The 20,832-nt window shown below is 40.4% G+C and carries 22 protein-coding genes and 1 other annotated feature; of the genes, 4 read left to right on the top strand and 18 right to left on the bottom strand.

Features of this window, described 5'->3' with window-relative positions; all coding sequences use genetic code 11:
- Positions 1-89: 89 nt before the first annotated feature.
- The 12 genes from pyrR to JOD45_RS02310 form a co-directional block, all read right to left on the bottom strand.
- On the bottom strand, positions 90-623 hold the full coding sequence (gene pyrR, locus JOD45_RS02365; RefSeq protein WP_205002263.1) for a bifunctional pyr operon transcriptional regulator/uracil phosphoribosyltransferase PyrR: 534 nt from the start codon (positions 621-623) through the stop codon (positions 90-92).
- A 177-nt stretch (positions 624-800) separates the two neighbouring features.
- Entirely contained in the window at positions 801-1,712 is a 912-nt protein-coding gene (locus JOD45_RS02360) for an RluA family pseudouridine synthase (protein WP_205002262.1), read from the bottom strand.
- Entirely contained in the window at positions 1,699-2,169 is a 471-nt protein-coding gene (lspA, locus tag JOD45_RS02355; RefSeq protein WP_205002261.1) for a signal peptidase II, read from the bottom strand. Before lspA ends, JOD45_RS02360 begins: the two co-directional genes overlap by 14 nt.
- 115 nt (positions 2,170-2,284) lie before the next feature.
- Entirely contained in the window at positions 2,285-2,965 is a 681-nt protein-coding gene (locus JOD45_RS02350) for a TraR/DksA C4-type zinc finger protein (RefSeq protein WP_205002260.1), read from the bottom strand.
- 116 nt (positions 2,966-3,081) lie between these two features.
- The gene (ileS, locus tag JOD45_RS02345) at positions 3,082-5,838 is read right to left on the bottom strand and encodes an isoleucine--tRNA ligase (protein ID WP_205002259.1); all 2,757 of its coding nucleotides are present in this window, start codon (positions 5,836-5,838) and stop codon (positions 3,082-3,084) included.
- A 79-nt stretch (positions 5,839-5,917) separates the two neighbouring features.
- Positions 5,918-6,150: a binding site (T-box leader), on the bottom strand.
- A gap of 64 nt (positions 6,151-6,214) precedes the next feature.
- Positions 6,215-6,712 carry a DivIVA domain-containing protein gene (locus JOD45_RS02340; protein ID WP_205002452.1) on the bottom strand — a complete coding sequence of 166 codons (498 nt, stop codon included), beginning with the start codon at positions 6,710-6,712 and terminating at the stop codon, positions 6,215-6,217.
- 107 nt (positions 6,713-6,819) lie between these two features.
- Positions 6,820-7,596 (bottom strand): YlmH family RNA-binding protein, encoded by a 777-nt coding sequence (locus JOD45_RS02335; protein ID WP_205002258.1) that lies wholly within the window; start codon positions 7,594-7,596, stop codon positions 6,820-6,822.
- 9 nt (positions 7,597-7,605) lie between these two features.
- Positions 7,606-7,890, bottom strand: coding sequence for a YggT family protein (locus JOD45_RS02330; protein ID WP_205002257.1), 285 nt, complete (start codon positions 7,888-7,890; stop codon positions 7,606-7,608).
- Between the two features lie 10 nt (positions 7,891-7,900).
- Entirely contained in the window at positions 7,901-8,350 is a 450-nt protein-coding gene (locus JOD45_RS02325) for a cell division protein SepF (RefSeq protein ID WP_205002256.1), read from the bottom strand.
- A 13-nt stretch (positions 8,351-8,363) separates the two neighbouring features.
- Positions 8,364-9,044 (bottom strand): YggS family pyridoxal phosphate-dependent enzyme, encoded by a 681-nt coding sequence (locus JOD45_RS02320; protein ID WP_205002255.1) that lies wholly within the window; start codon positions 9,042-9,044, stop codon positions 8,364-8,366.
- A complete protein-coding gene (gene pgeF, locus JOD45_RS02315) occupies positions 9,028-9,882 on the bottom strand; it encodes a peptidoglycan editing factor PgeF (protein WP_205002254.1) in 855 nt (284 codons plus the stop codon). The genes JOD45_RS02320 and pgeF overlap by 17 nt, the downstream gene beginning before the upstream one ends.
- An 88-nt stretch (positions 9,883-9,970) precedes the next feature.
- Positions 9,971-10,243 (bottom strand): YlmC/YmxH family sporulation protein, encoded by a 273-nt coding sequence (locus tag JOD45_RS02310; protein ID WP_205002451.1) that lies wholly within the window; start codon positions 10,241-10,243, stop codon positions 9,971-9,973.
- Positions 10,244-10,502: 259 nt separating this feature from the next.
- Here JOD45_RS02310 and JOD45_RS02305 point away from each other — a divergent pair, with 259 nt between their 5' ends.
- Genes JOD45_RS02305 through aceA form a run of 3 tightly spaced genes read left to right on the top strand, consistent with a single transcriptional unit; the run spans position 10,503 to position 13,578 of the window.
- The gene (locus JOD45_RS02305) at positions 10,503-10,652 is read left to right on the top strand and encodes a hypothetical protein (protein WP_205002253.1); all 150 of its coding nucleotides are present in this window, start codon (positions 10,503-10,505) and stop codon (positions 10,650-10,652) included.
- Between the two features lie 8 nt (positions 10,653-10,660).
- Positions 10,661-12,268: a malate synthase A gene (gene aceB / locus JOD45_RS02300; RefSeq protein WP_380898562.1), complete on the top strand. Its 1,608-nt coding sequence runs from the start codon at positions 10,661-10,663 to the stop codon at positions 12,266-12,268.
- 26 nt (positions 12,269-12,294) lie between these two features.
- The gene (gene aceA, locus JOD45_RS02295; protein ID WP_380898511.1) at positions 12,295-13,578 is read left to right on the top strand and encodes an isocitrate lyase; all 1,284 of its coding nucleotides are present in this window, start codon (positions 12,295-12,297) and stop codon (positions 13,576-13,578) included.
- 74 nt (positions 13,579-13,652) lie between these two features.
- Here aceA and sigG read toward each other — a convergent pair whose 3' ends face one another.
- The 3 genes from sigG to spoIIGA form a co-directional block, all read right to left on the bottom strand.
- Positions 13,653-14,432, bottom strand: a complete 780-nt coding sequence (gene sigG / locus JOD45_RS02290; protein ID WP_205002251.1) for an RNA polymerase sporulation sigma factor SigG — start codon at positions 14,430-14,432, stop codon at positions 13,653-13,655.
- 241 nt (positions 14,433-14,673) lie between these two features.
- Positions 14,674-15,393 carry an RNA polymerase sporulation sigma factor SigE gene (gene sigE / locus JOD45_RS02285; RefSeq protein WP_205002250.1) on the bottom strand — a complete coding sequence of 240 codons (720 nt, stop codon included), beginning with the start codon at positions 15,391-15,393 and terminating at the stop codon, positions 14,674-14,676.
- A gap of 23 nt (positions 15,394-15,416) precedes the next feature.
- Positions 15,417-16,337 (bottom strand): sigma-E processing peptidase SpoIIGA, encoded by a 921-nt coding sequence (gene spoIIGA / locus JOD45_RS02280; protein WP_205002249.1) that lies wholly within the window; start codon positions 16,335-16,337, stop codon positions 15,417-15,419.
- Positions 16,338-16,533: 196 nt separating this feature from the next.
- On the opposite strand from spoIIGA, the gene JOD45_RS16470 reads away from it, so the two are divergent.
- Positions 16,534-17,031 (top strand): DUF4030 domain-containing protein, encoded by a 498-nt coding sequence (locus JOD45_RS16470; protein ID WP_205002248.1) that lies wholly within the window; start codon positions 16,534-16,536, stop codon positions 17,029-17,031.
- Positions 17,032-17,100: 69 nt separating this feature from the next.
- Here JOD45_RS16470 and ftsZ read toward each other — a convergent pair whose 3' ends face one another.
- The 3 genes from ftsZ to JOD45_RS02260 all read right to left on the bottom strand — a co-directional run bounded on the left by ftsZ (position 17,101) and on the right by JOD45_RS02260 (position 20,740).
- Entirely contained in the window at positions 17,101-18,237 is a 1,137-nt protein-coding gene (ftsZ, locus tag JOD45_RS02270) for a cell division protein FtsZ (RefSeq protein ID WP_205002247.1), read from the bottom strand.
- 39 nt (positions 18,238-18,276) lie between these two features.
- On the bottom strand, positions 18,277-19,563 hold the full coding sequence (gene ftsA, locus JOD45_RS02265; protein WP_205002246.1) for a cell division protein FtsA: 1,287 nt from the start codon (positions 19,561-19,563) through the stop codon (positions 18,277-18,279).
- Positions 19,564-19,951: 388 nt separating this feature from the next.
- Complete coding sequence (locus JOD45_RS02260; RefSeq protein WP_205002245.1) at positions 19,952-20,740, bottom strand: cell division protein FtsQ/DivIB; 789 nt, start codon at positions 20,738-20,740, stop codon at positions 19,952-19,954.
- Positions 20,741-20,832 lie beyond the last annotated feature (92 nt).

Here is a 20,832-nt window from a genome sequence, read left to right as displayed (position 1 = left end):
AGGTTTACAGGTACATACTTATAGTTACAGCTATACCTAAATAAACCCTTTATCAGCCTCTCTGGACTGCCTGTTAAAAGGGCAATATATTATTCGATGCTGACAGCGTCGCTCTCGTCGACTTCTTTCAGCTTTACAGAAATGACTTCGTTTGTTGACGTTGGAACATTTTTCCCGATAAAATCCGGACGGATCGGCAGCTCGCGATGTCCCCGGTCGATAAGAACAGCAAGTTGTATACGTGACGGCCGGCCCAAATCCATAATCGCATCCATCGCCGCCCGGGCTGTTCTGCCCGTATAAAGGACATCATCAACAATAATGACTGTTTGGTTTTCAACCGTAACAGGGATATCCGTTCCTTTAAGCTCGGGCTCCTTTGCTTTTGTTTTTTCAGTCAGATCATCACGGTAAAGAGTGATATCAATTTCACCTAATTGTACCGTTTCGCCTTCAATCTTTTGGATCTTTTCGGCGATTCTTTTGGCCAAATAGATCCCTCTGGTTTTAACGCCAGCGAGCACGACTCGGTCAACACCCTTATTCCGTTCGATAATCTCATGCGATAACCGTGTTAGAGCCCTGTCAATTGCTTTTTCGTCCATAATAACTTTTCCGCTCATTTGGTTCGCCCGCTTTCGTATTTGAAAATTAAAAACCCTCTTACCGAGAGGCAAGAGGGTATACGTCCGCTGTTAGTCACATTCGATATCCCTTCTCAGCCTCTCTGGACTGCATTTAAAGGTTATATTATAATTTCTTTCTTCCTCGTCAATTATATTCAAAGAATCGTGAACTTGTCAATACATTTCTCGGCATTTTTTTAGTTCATTTTCCATATCCGCCGGTATCGGCGCTTTAAATATCATCCTTTCACCTGTCGATGGATGAATAAAGCCTAACTCCGCGGCGTGAAGAGCTTGTCCATTAATGGATAGGGTCTTTTTCGGGCCATACTTCGGATCGCCGGCAACCGGATGTCCGATATAGGCCATATGAACGCGAATTTGATGTGTTCTTCCCGTCTCCAGCTCGCATTTTACAAATGTATATTGACGAAAACGCTCCTCTACAAAAAAGTGAGTCACCGCCTCTTTGCTGTTTTTCCTTGTTACGGCCATTTTTTTTCGGTCTTTCTCATCGCGGCCGATTGGAGCATCAATTGTCCCTTCTTGATGAGACAAGACGCCATGAACGATGGCTTTATAAATACGGTGGGTTGTTTTTTCCTTTAATTGTTCTGCAAGAGACCGATGAGCTTGATCATTTTTTGCAACAACAAGCAAACCTGAAGTATCTTTATCAATTCTGTGGACAATGCCGGGACGCAGCACCCCGTTAATACCTGATAAATCTCGGCAATGATAGAGCAGACCGTTAACTAAAGTTCCGGCATAATGTCCCGGTGCAGGATGAACGACCATTCCCCGCGGTTTATTAACGACTAGCAAATCTTGATCTTCATACACAATATCCAGCGGAATATTTTCCGGTTCTACACTTAAAGGTTCCGGTTCATTTATTTCAACCTTAATGCGGTCGCCGCCGTTTATTTTATAATTTGGCTTAACAGCTTGATCATTAACCGTAATTAATCCGTCTTTGATCATTTCTTGAATTCGGGTTCTCGAAAGGTCTGGAAATTGCTCATGCACCCATTTATCAATGCGCACATGTTGATCATTTGTTATGATGATTTCACTTTTTTCCATGCCGCTTCTCCTTTTTTTCTTCTAAAAACATATAAATAAACACCAAAATAACGCCAATGACAAGCATCGAATCAGCAACATTAAAAGTAGGAAAGCTGTATGTAAAAATATAAACATGAATAAAATCAACGACTTCTCCCCTGAATAAACGGTCTATAAAATTGCCTAATGTTCCGCCGATTATAAGCGCCAAAGCTATGCCTAATAATGGCCGAACCCTGCCGATCTTTTGCATATAATATACAACAACAATGAGCACTATAATTGTCACGATAAAGAAAAAAGCCATTTTTCCTTGTAAAATGCTCCATGCAGCACCTGTGTTTCTGACAGATGTTAAATATAAAAACTTTGGAATGATTTGAAAGCTTTCACCAATATACATATTTTTGACAATCAGCCACTTTGAAAGCTGATCAATCATTAAAACAATGACAGCAAGTCCATAATAAATCAACCGTTTCTCCTCCGTTTACATGATCTATACCTTTGCATTTTAGCATAATGACAATCATAAAGAAAACTGAAGAGATGAGATCACAGCCCGCTTTCGGCCGTGATCTCATTTGCATTTATTCCTCGTCTTCTTCAGCGGCACTTTCTTGGTTCATCCATTTGTCATATTGAATGTTACGGAGAAATTGAACTTGATCATCTCCCTGGTACCCATCAATGCCTGTCGCGCCAATAGCTTCTACAAGCTCAACGTAACCCATGCCGTCTTCGTTGTCCAAGTTAGACGAATCGTCGTATGTCATGCTCGATTCATTAAATGAAGAAACGATATCGTAAGCATTTTGTTCATTATATTCAGTTTCATCGCTGTTCGTCGCCCATTCCTCTTCCATTTGTGCAATGACTTCTTCTTCTATCGGCCTGCCATGTGCCTTATCCTGGTTAGGCGATGTTAATACATTTGTTCTTGCGGTTGGCAAAGCTTCCAGCCGCGCATAAGGGATGGCTTCCCCTGTTTTCTCATCAATTCCGTATGTCCCTTTTTCCATGCGTTCCAGTGCAGCATTAATATCTTCTAATTCCTCTCTTGCAAAGTTCCTGAGCGTTAAGTCTTTTTCACGTTCGTAGAGGGCAGAGCCCGAGTCAGCAGGATGGTTATCATATTGGGAAAGTTCTCCAGATGCTTCACTTGATGCAAAAGGTTCTTCTAAACCAAATTCATTATTTATATTTAACTGTTTTTCAAGCTCCTGTTTTCTTTGGATAAGCTGTTTTTTAATGTCCTCGTATAAGCGCATTTTTTCACCCCCATTGTTGCGGACACATTTTTAGTTTGGTTCACAATCCATAAGCTTAGACGGCATAACTTTTGGCATTTAACGTTAAAAGCGCCAGGCTTTTGCCTGGCGCTTTTTTAAGCATAGTATTTTTTTACTGTTTCAGCACAAGAATCACACAATTCAGTGTAATCTTTGTCTTCTCCTACTGTCGTTGATACTACCCAGCAGCGTTCACATTTTTCGCCTTCTGCTTCTTTAATAACGATAGCCGCTTCATCATATTTTTCGGCTTCTTCCGGCGCTCCATCGATTGAGCCCTTAATATCAACTTGCGACACAATAAATAATTTATCTAAATCTTCTTGGCCGCGAAGCAAGCTTAAGTTCTCTTCGGATGGATATAATAATACAGCCGCTTCCAGAGATTTACCGATCACTTTTGCATTTCTTGCAACTTCAAGCGCTTTAAGGACATCGTCTCTGACATCCATGAGTTTATCCCATTTTTCAACGATTTCTTCTTCATTATCTACGCGCTCAGTCCCCGGCATATCAGTCATTTGAACATAATCTTCAGTAACGCCCGGGATGTAGCGCCATACCTCTTCAGCAGTGTGAGGAATAATCGGCGACAGCATTTTGGTAAGCGCCACAACCGTTTTATAAAGCACCGTCTGAATAGATCTGCGCTTTAAGCTGTTTGCCGGCTCGGTATAAAGCACATCCTTTGCGATATCCATGTAAAAGGCGCTTAAGTCTACAGTACAGTAATTGTGAATAGCATTATAAACCGTTAAGAACTGGTATTCGTTATATGCCTTTAAGACTTTATTGATTAAATGATTTAATTTGATCATCATGTAACGATCACATTCCGGCATATCCTGAACATTAACGGCAGCTTCCGGTTTAAAATCATTCAAATTACCGAGCATAAACCGCAAAGTATTTCTAATTTTGCGGTAAACTTCTGATACTTGTTTCAAAATATCATTAGAGACACGGACATCAGCCTGATAATCAACAGAAGCAACCCATAAACGGATAATATCAGCACCGAGCTGCTTCATCACTTTTACCGGGTCGATCACATTGCCGATTGATTTACTCATCTTCCGTCCTTCACCGTCAAGCGCAAATCCGTGACTTAACACTGCTTTATACGGCGCTTTTCCTGTTACAGCAACAGCTGTTGATAAAGATGAGTTGAACCAGCCTCGATATTGGTCAGATCCTTCAAGGTATAAATCAGCAGGGCGGCGCAGATTTTCCCTTGTTTCTAGAACAGCTTGATGCGAGGAGCCAGAATCAAACCAAACATCCATAATGTCTAACTCTTTTCTAAAGCGGCCGTTCGGACTATGGCTGGACGTGAATCCTTCCGGCAATAAATCCTTTGCATCCCATTCAAACCAAATATTTGAACCGTGTTCACGGAACAAGCCGGAAACGTGTTGAATCGTTTCATCAGTAATAATAGCTTCCCCATCTTCGCCATAAAATACCGGTATCGGCACACCCCAAGCACGCTGCCTTGAGATACACCAGTCTTCACGGTCGCGAACCATGTTATAAAGCCTTGTTTCTCCCCATTCAGGGATCCATTTTACATCTTTGACCGCTTCAAGCAATTCCTTGCGAAAATCTTTAATAGAAGCAAACCATTGTTCTGTTGCCCTAAAAATGATCGGCTTTTTAGTTCGCCAGTCATGAGGGTAAGAGTGCGTCAAGAAATCCAGCTTAATTAACGCTCCGGCTTCTTTAAGCTTTTCTGTTACCGGCTTATTGGCTTTATCATAAAACAGACCTTCAAAACCAGGCGCTTCAGCAGTGAAAACGCCTTTTTCATCAACTGGACAAAGAATATCTAATCCGTATTTTTTGCCGATAAAGTAGTCGTCTTCACCATGTCCAGGCGCGGTATGAACACAACCTGTACCGGCATCAAGCGTTACATGATCGCCAAGCATAACGAGTGAATCGCGGTCATAGAAAGGATGGCGGGCAACAAGATTTTCTAATTCCCGGCCTTTGATGGTTTGTACGGTTTCATTATTTTCCCATTCTAATGTTGATTTCAGCGATTCAACAAGCTCTGAAGCAACAATGAATTTGCGATCATTTACTTTAACGACACTGTATTCAAAATCAGGATTAACCGCAATACCTAAATTGGCCGGAATCGTCCATGGCGTCGTTGTCCAAATAAGAAATTCTTCGTCTCCGGCTAAAACGCCCTTTCCGTCTTTTACTTTAAAAGCGACATAAATTGACGGGGAACGCTTATCTTGATATTCAATTTCCGCTTCCGCAAGCGCAGATTCAGAAGACGGCGACCAATAAACGGTCTTCTTATCTTTATAAATATATCCTTTCTTAGCCATAATACCGAAAACTTTGATTTGTTCAGCTTCGTATTCTTTTTTCAATGTGATATAAGGGTTATTCCAATCACCGCGCACACCCAGCCGCTTAAACTGTTTCTTTTGGCGCTCAATTTGTTCTAATGCATATCCCGCACAAAGCTTGCGGAACTCAGCAACGCTCATTTTTTTTCGGTCAACACCCTTTTTTGTCAGCGCATGTTCAATGGGCAGTCCATGAGTATCCCAGCCGGGAACATAAGGGGCGTTAAAGCCGCTCATGGATTTAAACCGCATAATGATATCTTTTAAAATTTTATTCTCCGCATGGCCGATATGGATGTCACCGTTAGCGTACGGCGGTCCGTCGTGCAAAACAAACAGCGGTTTGTCCTGATTTTTTTCTAAAACTTTTTCATAGACATGATTGGCTTCCCACTCTTCTTGCATTTGCGGTTCTTTATTTGGCAAATTTCCGCGCATCGGGAAATCCGTTTTCGGCATGAGCAATGTGTCTTTATAATTCATGCGCTTTGTCCTCCTGTCATATATATTGTTAATGACGTTACGAAAATCATACTGGTATAAAAAAAGTCTCCCCGCCCCAAAAAGGGACGAGGAGACCCGCGGTACCACCCTAGTAGACAAAAGGGATAAGAAGCCTTTTGCCGCCTTTATATTCGTAACGTGAATACACGCCAATTCTTAATGACTCTTCATAAGCTTTCAGAATGGAACTCCGAGGTGATGTTCCCAGGCAAAACCAATATTCAGGCTTACACCAATCCCTGACTCGCTTAGTATTGGTTTAACCGGTACTGTCCTCGTCATCGTAAGTGCCTTATCTTATTTTAAGTATGTGGTTAGTATATTCAATAATACAGGTGTTCGTCAAGATCTGCAGTTATTTTTGAAGCATCTCTTCTTCCTCTTTTTCAAGAGGTTCAAACATTTTATCCCATTCATCATTCTTAAGCAATTCCAGCTGCGCTTCAATAAGCATGCGGAATCTTGTCCTATAAACATTCGCTTCTTTCTTCAGTTCATCAATATCCAAAGTCAGCTTTCTTGACTTTGCCAACGCTTCATTGATGATGCGATCCGCATTTTTCTCTGCTTCTTTTACAATGAGCTTCGCTTCTTTTTCAGCATTCTGTCTGACATCTTCCGCAGTTTCTTGAGCGACTAAAATCGACTGATTTAAAGTTTGTTCAATATTGGAAAAATGACTAAGTTTTTCTTCTAATTGCTTAATTTTTTCTTCCATTTCTTTTTTCTCGCGAGCTATTGTCTCGTAATCTTTGATCACTTGCTCAAGGAAATCATTAACTTCATCTTCATCATAACCGCGAAAGCTTCGTGTAAACTCCTTGTTATGGATATCTAAAGGTGTTAATGGCAATCGTGCCACCTCCATGTCATTTTCGTGAGTAGTGTTAAATTTCGACATTAATTGATAATAATCCTTCTGCCAATTGACGTTTTTCAGATGAAGCTTAAAAAGCCGCATCATGATATTAATCGGCCGTAACGTATGCGCTGCTTGCCTTTTCTTGTGACTCCCTCGACGGCAAACAAACGGCTTCTTCCCAAACCGCGGACGGATAAGTTATCGCCGGGAGCCAATTCATAAGCTGTTTTTTCAACAGGCTTCCAATTGACTTTTACTTTGCCAGACTGAATATACTGGGCTATTTTTGTTCGTGAAAGGTTATAGATTTCAGAGAGCACCGCATCTAATCTTAACGAAGATACGGTCCCTACAGCTTCCTCCCAATGATTTTCAATATGTAGAATATCTGAGAGCGGCATTTCTTTGCATGAAACTTTAACATTGCCGACATGCGTTAAATGAGTTAAGACAAAATCGGCAATTTCTTGTGCAGCAACAAATTGGACGCGATCATCTTTGAATAAGAGATCACCGAATTTGTCGCGAACAAGCCCCAATCCCGTTAAAGCCCCCAGCATCTCTCTATGTGTTATTTTAGCAAATTTCTTCGGATATTGAAGTTCAAAAAGGGTTAATCCAAAGTCTTCCTGCCGAACATGAAAATATTCGGGAACAAGCAGCGCCCTTTTTCTTTCTGCCGCTTCAAACCCCCCGCAAAAATAAGTGCGAACTTCCCCATGCTGACCGATGATTAAGTTTAATATTTCCTGCTGGCGCGGGTCTAAGAAATCGGTGCATTTGGGCGCATATCTTGATATAACAAAATCTTGCCAGCCGAAAACGGCATCAATAAATGGTTTCTCATCGTCTCTAAAATGCTCATAAATAGACATAAAACAACCTCATTGAAACAGGTTTGGGAATAGCATCGGCAGAGAGTTGATCCCTCTTGAAGCCAGATGCAATACAATAAATGCAAGCCATGGCGAAATATCAATCATGCCGCCAATCGGCGGGATAATTTTTCTAAACGGCGCTAAGAACGGCTCGGAAATCCTCGCCAAAAACTGCCCTATAGATGAGTCTCTCATTCCCGGGAACCATGACATTAAAATGTATATAATCAAAACCCATGAATAAATATAAATTAACTCAGAAAGAATTCTTACAATCTGAAGCAGTACCATTACTTCACCTCTATGTCTTCTTTTTCAGCATTTCAGTGTCAATGCCGGATATATCAACATGTTCCGGCGCGCACATAAATGTATCTGTCCCTAACTTTTGCATTTGTCCATCAAGCGCATAGATGCTTCCCGCCAAAAAATCAAGCGTGCGCTGCGCTTCGTCTTCCGGAATGCGCTGCATGTTAAGAACCACCGTTTTGCGGTTTTTAATATGTGCTGCAATATTCTCTACATCGTTAAATGTTCTTGGCTCCACCAATATAACTTTTGTTTGCTGATGAATGCTTTGAAGCGAAACAACATTTTGTTTTCTTGCAGCTTGCAGCCGCGGCAAATCAACCGGCTGCGAGTCTCTGTCTCTGCTGTTTCTGTTCTCCTTATGGTCATATTCTTCTTCAACAATTTCTTCAGACTCATCATCGAGGTCAAAAAAACGTTTAAAAGTCGTTTTAATTCCCATGCTTTATTCCCCTTTACTCGTCTTTTCCAACCAGAGCCGTTCCTATACGTATATAAGTAGCGCCCTCTTCAACAGCGATTTGATAATCATTGGACATGCCCATAGATAATTCGGTGCATGGCGCATGTTCCCAGTTTTTGCTCTGTATATAGGTTTGCCGCTCTTTTAGCCGGCGAAAAATTTGACGAATCTCTTGCTCATTATCGGTAAAGGGAGCCATTGTCATTAAACCTATGACTTTAATAGACTCAAAATCCTTTAACCGGCAGATGAAATCTTCCAGTTCGGATTCTTTCAGTCCATGCTTCGATTCTTCGCCGGAAATATTAACTTGCACAAAACAACGGATTGTTTTTTTGGCGCGCTTATTAATTTCCTCAGCCAAGGATAATCGGTCAAGAGAGTGCAGAAAGTCAATATGGTCAATCACATCCTTAACCTTCCGGGATTGCAGCGACCCGATAAAATGCCAGATTACTTTATCATCCGAAAGAGCTTGTCTTTTATTCAGCAAACCTTCTTTGCGATTTTCGCCTATATGAAGCACGCCGGCATCGACGGCTTCCTGCGCCCTCTCGCAACTGACATATTTCGTGACTGCGATGATGTTTATGTCTTCATATCGCCTGTTTGACCTTTTGCATGCTTCAGAAATATTTTCTTTTATGATTGCCAAATTATCTAATACTGCCACGATGCCTATCACCCTTAATCAAACCAATATAGCTAAGTATCCTGCCGGTTTTTCCATTCTCCGCACGGTATGAAAAAAACAAATCATTACGACAGCTTGTACAATAAGAGCTGACTTGGATATGGCTTTCAGGAACCCCGGAGGAAAGCAATATTTGTTTATTTAACTCTTTTAGATTTAACATATAATGATTATGGTCAACTTGTTCAGCAACCGTCTCAAGGCTTACATGTTCAATGTCTCTAATATGCTGGATAATACGTTCGTCCACTTCATAGCAGCATTGTCCGATGGACGGACCAATAATAGCATGGATGTCGCTTGGCATGATATCAAGCTCACGTTCCCAAGCTTTCACCATTTTTCCTGCGCCCTGACCGACAGTCCCTCTCCATCCTGCATGCAAAAGGCCTGCCGCGGGCTTCTTTTCAGAATAAAAGTAGATCGGTACACAATCGGCGTAGCATGCTGTTAAAAGAACATTGTCCTCAACAGTGTACAATCCGTCAGTATCTTTAACCGCCGAAGCCATATCCTTAGCCCCTTTTCCGGTATCCTGGGAAGTGACCCGGACCAAGTTCGTGCCGTGAACTTGCTCCGCAGCCACCCAGTGTTCAAGTGAAATGCCTATATCTTCTGCCAGCCTTTTGCGATTTTCTAATACTGCATGATGATCGTCATGTACATGAAAGCCCATATTTAAGCTTTCAAATGGTTTATTGCTGACGCCGCCCCTTCGAGTGGTTATCCCCGCAACAATCGTTTGATGATTATCTAATTTGACAGGCTTCATTTCCAGCGACATTTTTGTTTCTACAGAAAAAGGTTCTGACGTCATTGTTGTGACACTCCCTTATAACATTCGTACAAAGTTGCTTTCATTTTACCATATGTGATGGCTAATTTGGTGATAATCTATCATAAATCTATGAATCTTTGTTCTGCTCATAATCGTCGGAGGATGACTCATAAAATCGAACTAAAATAACATCTGCACCAATGCGGACGATATTGCGCCATGGTATTGTCACATCATTATCGCGGCCAAGCAGACCCATCATTTTTCCTGCCCCCGGAATAATCAAGCTTTCAATTTTGCCTGACGTTAAATTGACATCCAAGTCCCCAATGTGGCCTAACCTCTTGCCATTTTCGACATTGACAACTTCTTTTGCTTGAAAATCAGATATTTTCGCCATTATCTCCGCCTCACTTTCTAATTTAAATATATGGTCCCTAAGCATAAAAATGAATAAAATACATCGTTCGTTAATCCATTTTTGAAGATATTTCATATCTGAATTTTCCGTTCTGATCAGCCGATAATGATTTTGAAAATATTTTTAAAAAATTTAAAAATATCATTGACGAAATCAAGCCTACTGTTATAGTATAGTATCAGAAATTACAAATTCTGTACTACAACAGTTAATACCAAAATTAAGGAGGCTATTTCGAATGAATTGCCCGAAATGCAATGGTAACGGCGAATTGGAATGTACAAAATGCAAAGGTGAAAAGAGCAAAAAACAAGGAAATTCGTCATGTCAATGCTATAACGGTATTGTTATTTGTCCTACATGCAGCGGAAACGGAACCATTGAATAAGGGAGGTTATACAATTGACGACAACAATTCAATATAAAGAAGCGGAAGTTACAAGCGAGTTTCAAAATCACATTAATCAGATTTTAACACCCGAGGCGATAGCCTTTTTAAAAAAATTGCATGAAAAATTTAATGATGAGCGAATGCGCTGCCTTAAACAAAGGGAAGTCCGCCAACATGAAATCGATAACGGCAAGATGCCTGACTTTTTGCCGGAAACCGAGTCTATACGTCAGGGCAACTGGACAGCAGGCTCTATACCGGATGATTTAAAAGACAGACGGGTAGAAATTACCGGACCTGCAAGCGACCGAAAAATGGTGATTAATGCTCTTAATTCCGGGGCTTATACTTTTATGGCTGATATTGAGGATGCAACTTCACCCACTTGGGAAAATATTATTCAGTCGCAAATGAATTTAAAAGATGCCGTTAACCGCAGCCTCAGTTACACCAATCAGGACGGCAAACAATATACACTCAATGAAAACATTGCGACATTGATCGTTCGGCCCAGAGGCTGGCACCTTGATGAAAAGCATTTCTTGGTTAATAACGAAAAAATGTCAGCCAGCCTTTTCGATTTTGGTTTGTATTTATTCCATAACACAGCACAATTACTAAAAAATCATTCCGGCCCTTACTTCTATTTGCCTAAGATTGAAAGCCGCGAAGAAGCTCGGCTGTGGAATCAAGTATTCACTTTTTCAGAACAAGAATTGGGCATCGAAGAAGGCACGATAAAGGCAACTGTCTTAATTGAAACGATTTTAGCCGCCTTTGAAGCCGATGAAATCCTTTATGAACTTAAGGAACACATTGTAGGTCTCAACTGCGGTCGTTGGGATTATATCTTCAGTTACCTTAAAAAATTTCGAAATCATCAGGAATTCATTCTTCCTGACCGATCACTTGTGACAATGACAGTCCCGTTCATGAAGGCGTATACCGAATATGTTGTGCAAATATGCCATAAAAGAAAGGCGCATGCGATCGGCGGGATGGCGGCGCAAATCCCAATAAAAAATAACCCCGAGGCGAATGAGGATGCACTCAATAAAGTTAGAATGGATAAGACAAGAGAAGTCATGAACGGGCATGACGGCAGCTGGGTGGCTCACCCTGGCCTAGTGCAAGTCGTCCTCGATGTTTTTAATGAATACATGCCTGAGGCTAACCAAATAGATAAGCCAATGGCATTTAAAACAATCACGGCAAGCGATTTGCTGGAAGTTCCAGCCGGCCCGATTACTGAGAAAGGTCTCCGAACGAACATTCATGTTGCCATTCAGTATATAGCGGCTTGGCTTAATGGAAAAGGAGCAGTACCTATAAACCATTTAATGGAAGATGCAGCAACAGCTGAAATATCCCGTGCCCAAGTATGGCAATGGCTCCGTCACCCAAAAGGCTTCTTGGATGATGGCCGAAAAATTACAGAAAGCCTAGTCGAACAAATGATAGCTGTTGAACTGATTGATTTGAAAAATAGACTTGGTGAAGATGCTTTTCACGAAGGCAAGTATAATCAAGCCGCTGAGTTATTCTCAAAATTGGTCTTTAGTGATGAATTTATTGAATTCTTAACTATACCTGGGTATGACCAATTAAGTTAGGATAAAAGGAATTGGGGGAATCTATGATGGATCGAAAAGAAAGAATGTCGAAAATGGAAGAAAGATGGAATTCTGAAAGGTGGAAAGGAATCACCCGCCCCTATACTGCAGAAGAAGTCGTTAATCTTCAAGGGTCCATTAATATTGAGCATACACTCGCTAAAAGGGGTGCAGAAAAGTTATGGCATCTTCTTCACTCTGAAGACTATGTTCCAGCACTAGGCGCTTTAACCGGAAATCAAGCCGTTCAGCAAGTCAAAGCCGGTCTTAAAGCTATATATCTCAGCGGCTGGCAAGTTGCGGCTGATGCCAATCTAGCCGGTCAAATGTATCCAGATCAAAGCCTTTATCCGGCAAACAGCGTCCCTCATGTTGTTAAAAGAATAAATCAAGCCCTTCAGCGCGCTGATCAAATCGACTATGCAGAAGGAAAAACTCAAACTGACTGGTTTGCTCCGATTGTTGCCGATGCAGAGGCCGGCTTCGGCGGACATTTAAATGTTTTTGAATTGATGAAGGCAATGATAGAAGCAGGTGCTTCCGGTGTACATTTTGAAGATCAGCTGTCTTCAGAGAAAAAATGCGGTCATCTTGGCGGAAAAGTTCTGCTTCCTACGCAGCAAGCGGTAAAAAACCTTATTTCAGCGCGGCTTGCGGCTGATGTTTTAAATGTGCCGACAGTGATCATAGCAAGAACGGATGCTAATGCTGCCGGACTTGTGACAAGCGATATTGACCCGTACGATCATAAATTTTTAACCGGCGAACGTACCATTGAAGGTTTCTATCGATCAAAGGCGGGACTGGACCAAGCGATTTCCAGAGGCCTTGCTTATGCCCCATATGCAGACTTAATTTGGTGCGAAACATCCGAACCGAATCTTGAAGAAGCTAAGAAATTCGCAGACAGCATACATGAAAAATTCCCAGGCAAACTGTTGGCTTATAATTGTTCCCCATCATTTAACTGGAGAAAGAAATTAGATCACGAAACGATTTCTAAATTCCAAAAAGAACTTGGCAAAATGGGCTATAAATTTCAGTTTATTACCTTGGCCGGCTTCCATGCCCTTAATCACAGCATGTTTGAATTGGCGCGGCAATATAAGGAAAGCGGCATGACAGCCTACGCTAATCTTCAGCAAGCCGAATTTGACAGTGAAAAGAATGGCTATACCGCAACAAAACACCAAAGAGAAGTAGGGACAGGTTATTTTGATATGGTCGCCCAAACCATTTCCGGAGGAAAATCTTCCACAACGGCGCTTAAAGGTTCAACAGAAGAAGAACAATTTTCAACCTTGTCATAAAAAAAGCGCCGAAAAAGCTTTGATAATAATAAAGGGGATGTCCCTCAAAAGCTTAGAGCTTTTGGGACACCCTCTTAATTTTTGATGTTTTTATTCATTTCTTTAATCGCGGCTTTTTCCAACCTTGAAACCTGAGCCTGCGATATACCTATTTCATCAGCAACCTCCATTTGTGTTTTGCCATGAAAAAAACGCATCGATAATATGTTTTTTTCACGTTCATCAAGCCTGGTCATCGCTTCCTTTAAAGCTATTTCTTCAATCCAATTAATGTCTTTGTTTTTATCGTCACTGATTTGATCCATCACAAAAATTGGATCGCCGCCGTCATTATAAATGGGTTCAAATAATGAAACAGGGTCTTGAATAGCATCTAAGGCAAAGACAACATCTTCAATTGGCAAATCCAGCTCCTCGGCAATTTCGGCAGCGGTTGGTTCCTTAGCATTTTTCGATATTAATTTCTCTTTCACTTGGAGTGCTTTGTAAGCAATATCTCTAAGAGAACGCGACACCCGTATAGGGTTATTGTCTCTTAAATATCGGCGAATCTCACCAATAATCATTGGAACCGCATAGGTTGAAAACTTTACGTTTTGACTTAAATCGAAATTATCAATAGATTTCATAAGTCCTATACATCCGACTTGGAACAAATCGTCGACGTACTCACCTCTGTTGTTGAACCTTTGAATGACACTCAATACGAGTCGTAAATTGCCATTAACAAGTTTCTCCCTTGCTTCATGTTCGCCATTTTGCATTCTTACAAATAATTTTCTCATTTCTTCGTTTTTTAGAACTGGCAATGTAGCTGTGTCAACACCGCATATTTCTACTTTATTTCGTGCCATTTGATTCCCTCCTAATCGGAGCATTGTTCAAAGTAAAGTATCTCCTAAGGAGGGAATTTTATGCACTTAATCAAGACGGGTTTTATTATAAAAAATTTCCAACAAATGAATAAAAAAACAGACCAGCGCCAACCTTTTATCAATTAGCGGCATGAAGTCGTCTTTCAAAATTTAGACGATATATTCGCAAAAATAAAGCCCGGCATAAGCCAAGCTTTTTAATATCCGATAACTCGTCAGTTTAAACCATCTTATTAAATTCCTTTTGCAGCCTTTTAATAATTCTTTTTTCCAGCCGAGAGATATAGGATTGGGAAATGCCAAGCTGATCCGCGACATCTTTTTGAGTTTTTTCCTTACCGCCTGATAAGCCAAAACGCAATTCCATAATTTCCTTTTCACGATCATTTAACATGAGGATTGCTTTTTGCAGCAATGAACGATCGACTTTCCTTTCCATATCCCGTGTAATAATATCTTCATCAGTCCCTAGAACATCGGACAACAGCAGTTCATTTCCGTCCCAGTCAACATTTAATGGTTCATCAAAAGAAACTTCCGCCTTTGTCTTATTATTTCTTCTCAGATACATTAAAATTTCATTTTCAATGCATCTGGACGCATAGGTTGCCAGCTTAATTTTTTTTTCGGGATTAAATGTATTAACAGCCTTGATTAAACCGATTGTCCCTATACTTATAAGGTCTTCAATATTAATTTTAGTATTTTCAAATTTCCTGGCAATATATACAACCAGACGCAAATTACGTTCTATTAAGGTAGACCTGGCCTCCTCATCGCCTTCTGGAAGTTTCTTTAACAACTCAGCTTCTTCTTCCTTTGAGAGCGGCGGAGGAAGCGCTTCGCTTCCTCCTATATAATATATTTCATCAGATTTGATACCGAGTTTGTTCAGTATTCTGTACCACAATGACAAAAGAGCAAGTTTGAAACGCCGCATACGAACGCTCCCCCCTGTCAAAATTACGATGCGCTTTCAACCGTTTTTCCTTTAAGCATCATATCGGGATGTAAAATGCAATGGAAGTCCCCTTCACCAGATAAACGAGTGTTTGTTAAGGCTATAACGACTTTAGGACTTTGTATCGTTTTTCCTTCATGATGGATATATACATTATCTGGCCTTACAGCTGTTATAAACTGTTGTCCGCCGCTTACCGTCTGATATGGAATCATTGTTATCCTGCTTGCAAGATCCTTAGTTATTTCAGATTGGGCGACTGAATATTGATTCTGCCATCCCTCAAATAAACATTTCGGAAGAACACCCTGTGCACCTGAATAACTGAGAAACATCACAGGAGTTCTTGTTAAAGGATCATACAGTTTATTGCCGCTGTCTATTAAACCTTTGACAGTTATTGTTTTTCCCATAATGATGATTTCTGTTTTGACTTGTTGAGACCCCTGCCATTTTCGGATGACAAGATGATCCAAGCGTTTCTTTGAAAAGTACCATAAAATCGGAAAGCCGACGACAACAAATATCCAGCTGATCGGATCTCCATAACTCAAAGTACTAAACAAGTTTTCAGGCGCATATGATTGACTGGATTCAAAAAAGTAATGTGCAGCAAACAACCCTCCTCCTATCATAAATGCCGAAAAATAAAAGGTTAAAAAGCTTTGAACAAATAAAAAAAACTTCCTATAACCAAAAACAATAAAAACAATCAATAATGAGAACAAAAATTTGCCTAACGGGTTATAGAAAAAAGGAGAAAGAGGCGTAAAAAGAAAACAGACAATACTGGAAGCCACTAATGTTCCGATCGCCAGCCGAAAAGGATGGACCGGCCGTTTTAAAATGATTGATGTCATTTTAAACAGCATAAAATCAATCATTAAATTTAACAGCCAGACCGCATCCAGGTAAATGGTCATACCACCACCTGCCAAAAGTATTTTTGATTAGTATAACTGCTTATCCCGATAATGTCTGTCAATTGCTGACGGAAACAAACTTGTTATTTTGAAGGAATTTCCTTTATTTTGTCAAATGTTTTAAGAAGGGATTTTTCGAATATTATCATTTAATTGGGAATATACATATAAAAACTATTAGGAGGTTTTAAATCTAGTGAAAAATAAATATATTATCCTAATAGGAACCGGACTAATCTTATTCATCGCAAGTGTGATTGTTTATTTTAACTGGCATACAAACACCACAGAGGTAACAAGCAAAAATATGTATGAAGGACAGAACAATAACATCGATGAAATGCCGGTTATAGAACTATCAAAAAAACAGTTGAATGATATACATACCAAAACGAATAAAATAGTTCAAATGTTGCATAAAGATTTGCAGGACTCCAAAAGTTTTAAGAACATTAACTTAAAATCCGTTGAAAGTTCGCCTAGCAATAAAAAGTTAAATAAAAAGCTGGCTTTTTTGATAACCATTAATGTACAAGCACCTGTTAAAAAGCCGGATAAACAAGCTAAAAAACTCGGACATGATGTTGAAACGTCAATTCATCAATTAATGGAATCGAAAAAAATGAAGGCTGTTCTTAAAAAGGATACATACGTGATTAAAGTCTACAGCAAAGACGGTAAACTATTAAATTAAAAAACGGCCAGCTCATATGAACTGACCGTTTTTCTTTATGACACAGAGTCCGTTTTGAAGTTGTCATCATTAACGGCGCCGGTTGCGATTTCTTAAGAAGGCCGGGATATCTAATGTATCTTCAACATCGGAAGATTGCGGCTGATGCGATACGCGCTGATTGATATTTTCTTGCTCTTCCCACTGCGGCGCCGGCTTCGTTTGCGGTTGGGCCGCCGGCCGCGGTTGGCGGGTGCGCTGTTGACTGCTGCCTCTATCTTCAAATCCTGTTGCGATGACCGTAACAACAATTTCATCTTTTAAATCTTCGTTAATTCCAGAACCGAAAATCATATTCACTTCTTGATCAGCAGCCGTTGCCACAATGTCAGCCGCTTCGTTAACTTCATATAGACTGAGGCTTGTGCCGCCGGTAATATTCATAAGTACGCCCTTCGCACCGTCAATGGATTTTTCTAACAGCGGGCTGTTAATAGCCTTTTTCGCGGCTTCTGCAGCACGGTTTTCCCCTGTTGCGATGCCTATTCCCATGAGTGATGATCCGCCTTCAGTCATGATTGTTTTGACGTCCGCAAAGTCAAGGTTGATCAGACCCGGAACGGCAATCAAATCGGAGATGCCTTGTACGCCTTGACGCAGAACATTATCGGCTTCCCTAAACGCTTCAAGCATTGGTGTGTTTTTATCGACTATTTCTAACAGGCGGTCGTTTGGAATGACGATTAAGGTATCAACCTTTTCTTTTAAAGTAGAAATACCGTTAGCCGCCTGTGTCGCACGTTTTCTTCCTTCGAATGTAAATGGGCGTGTCACAACGCCGACCGTCAGTGCGCCAAGTTCTTTGGAAATTTCCGCAACAACCGGAGCAGCACCAGTCCCAGTGCCGCCGCCCATTCCAGCGGTAACAAAAACCATGTCAGCGCCTTTCAGCGCTTCCTCGATTTGTTCACGGCTTTCTTCGGCGGCTTTTTTTCCTATCTCAGGATTGGCTCCTGCACCCAGTCCTCTTGTTAACTTTTCTCCTAATTGAAGCGTTACGCTTGCTTTTGACATTTTTAATGCTTGCGCATCGGTATTGACACAAATGAATTCAACACCTTGAATACCGCTTTCTATCATACGGTTGACCGCGTTGCTGCCGCCCCCGCCAACACCGATAACTTTAATCTGTGCAAATTGTTCCATTTCCATATCATAATCTAACATGATTTGTTCCTCCCATTTCATAATTCACAGCAGCCAGTATTAATCAAAAAACAATCCGAACCAGTCTTTAACCTTTTTGGTCATACCTGCTCGTTCTCGTTCTTGCTGGCTTTCTTTTTTCTGTTTTTTTCTAGGTTTAGGCGGTGTTTCTTGATGATTGTCATTGGCGACTGCTGCCGCGACTTCCTTTCCTTGAACTTTAACATTATGGTAGGCAAATTGAATAAGGCCGATTCCGGTCGTATATTGCGGTTCGCGGACACCGATATAATCCGGAATCGCTACCCTTACATTGCTGTCCAGTTCATGTTGGGCAAGGTCGAGAAGCCCAAGCATAGCTGTCACACCGCCTGTCAAAACATAACCTCCAGGCATTTCATAAAAGCCCATTTTCTTTAATTCAGTGCGAACGAGCTCGAAGATTTCTGCAATCCGAGGTTCAATGATATAGGCTAGATCCTGCTGACTATATTCCTGGCTTGAGGAACTACCTATCTTTGACGCTGTAAATGTCTCTTCAGGCGAAGCAGTGTCGATAAAGGCATGTCCATATTTAAGCTTTATTTCTTCAGCCTCTTCCGTTGGTGTCCTTAATCCAATAGAAATATCTTTCGTAACATGGTTGCCGCCAATCGGCAATACGAACGTAGCCATTAATGTACCTTGGTCAAATACCGCAACATTTGTCGATCCGCCGCCAATATCAATGAGCGTTACGCCAAGATTCATTTCATCTTTGGACAGTGCGACTGAACCTAAAGCTAACGGCTGCAAGCAAATATCGGCAACTTCCAAACCTGCTTTTTCCACGCAGCGCAATAAATTATGTAAAATCGTTTTTGAACCTGTAATAATTGTGCCTTCCATTTCCAGCCTGACACCAACCATGCCCCTTGGATCGTTAATTTCCTCCAAGCCGTCAACAATAAATTGGTGCGGAATGACATCAATTATCTCTCTTTCAGGCGGAATCGGCATAACCTGCGCGGCATCCATCACCCTGGCAATATCCTCATTTCCGATTTCCCGGTTTTCACTGGATACGGCTACAATACCATGACATGATTGAAGTTGAATATGGTTGCCGGTAATCCCGACTATCACACTTTTTATTTGTAAACCTACCATTCTTTCAGCTTGTTCTACCGCCTTTTGTATCGAACGAACAGTTTCATCAATATCCACTATCGAGCCTTTTTTGATACCCTTGGATGTTGATTTTCCTATTCCAATGACATTCAAATTTCCACCGGTCATTTCCCCGATTATTACCTTAACATTGGATGTACCGATGTCTAAACTAACATAAATGTCTTTGCTGTTCATTCTCTGGCACCTCCTTTACATGATCGTATCTATTAAAGATCATTGTCGATGAATAGATTTGTGACATAAGAATGTATTCAACACTTTGAGACCTATCACCTTTTTTTGCAAACAATTAAATCAATAACTCCTTTTGGTTTCTTTATCCATATAAAGAAGCAACTGTATAATAGTAAATCTTAAATCTACTTATTTATTATTATAGCTGATAATTATAAGTCTACACCAAGATAAACACATAGAAAAGTTAAACTGGCATAAAGCTTTACTCAAAAGATTTTCGGCAAGCAAAGCAGTTTCTGACGTTACCGGAGCATTTATTACAACGATTTAACTTATATAAAACATAAGTAACATGAATGTTGTCTTTTTTCGCTTTTCAATGGATCTATTTATGGTTATCATCAGGCGTTTTGGCCTTTTTCTTTCCCTGTTTGTAAGGTTCGAAGTACGAACCTACCTGCAAATGAATCACGCCTTGCGTATTTTTAGGTATTTTCTTAACAAGTTCCGGATATTCTGTTATTTTTTTTGAAAAGGTGCTGATACTAGCCAGCACTTTAAAACCATCATTCATATATAATGTAATTGAATCTGAACCGGAATTCGCTGCACCCGGGTATATCTCAGATATTTGGCTGATAATGCTGGGCGGTGTCTTAGATAACTGCTTGGCCATTTCTTTTAATTGATGATTGTTCTTCCAGCCGATCAAAATCGGAGCGCTGACCGGCAAATGCTGATCATTCTTTTTTGTCAGCAGTGCGCCGTTTTCCAAAATAGGTATGTATTTATTGTCCTTTTTTAAATAAGCAATTCGATGATATTCTTTAAGATTAATCACAACTTTGTTAGGAAATACTTTTTTGACGTGAGCAGAAGAAACTGTTGGAAGCTTTTCGATTCTTTTTTCAACATCGCGTGTATCAATATCCCAATAATGATCTTTTGTTGTTAATCCGCTTGCTTTAACAATCTTGCCATTATCTATGAAATGCTGGCCCATAACCTTAATTTCACGAACTGTGCTCAAGGGTGACTGCAAGTAAATGACGATCAGAATTAACATAAAAAATATAACGATGTAAAAAATAAATCTGCGATTTGACTTTTGTTTGCGCTGCTCTTTTAATTTAGGTATACGATCCTCTATCGGTATGACTTTTTTATCGGTCATTGTACAAAAGCTCCCCAACCATTTATTCTAATTTTATAAATTTTTAATGTTAGATTCATAAATGTTCATTCATATAATGAAACAAAACGACA

Source organism: Scopulibacillus daqui (assembly GCF_016908855.1).
Lineage (GTDB): Bacteria > Bacillota > Bacilli > Bacillales > Sporolactobacillaceae > Scopulibacillus_A > Scopulibacillus_A daqui.
This window is presented reverse-complemented; position numbering and strand designations above follow the sequence as displayed.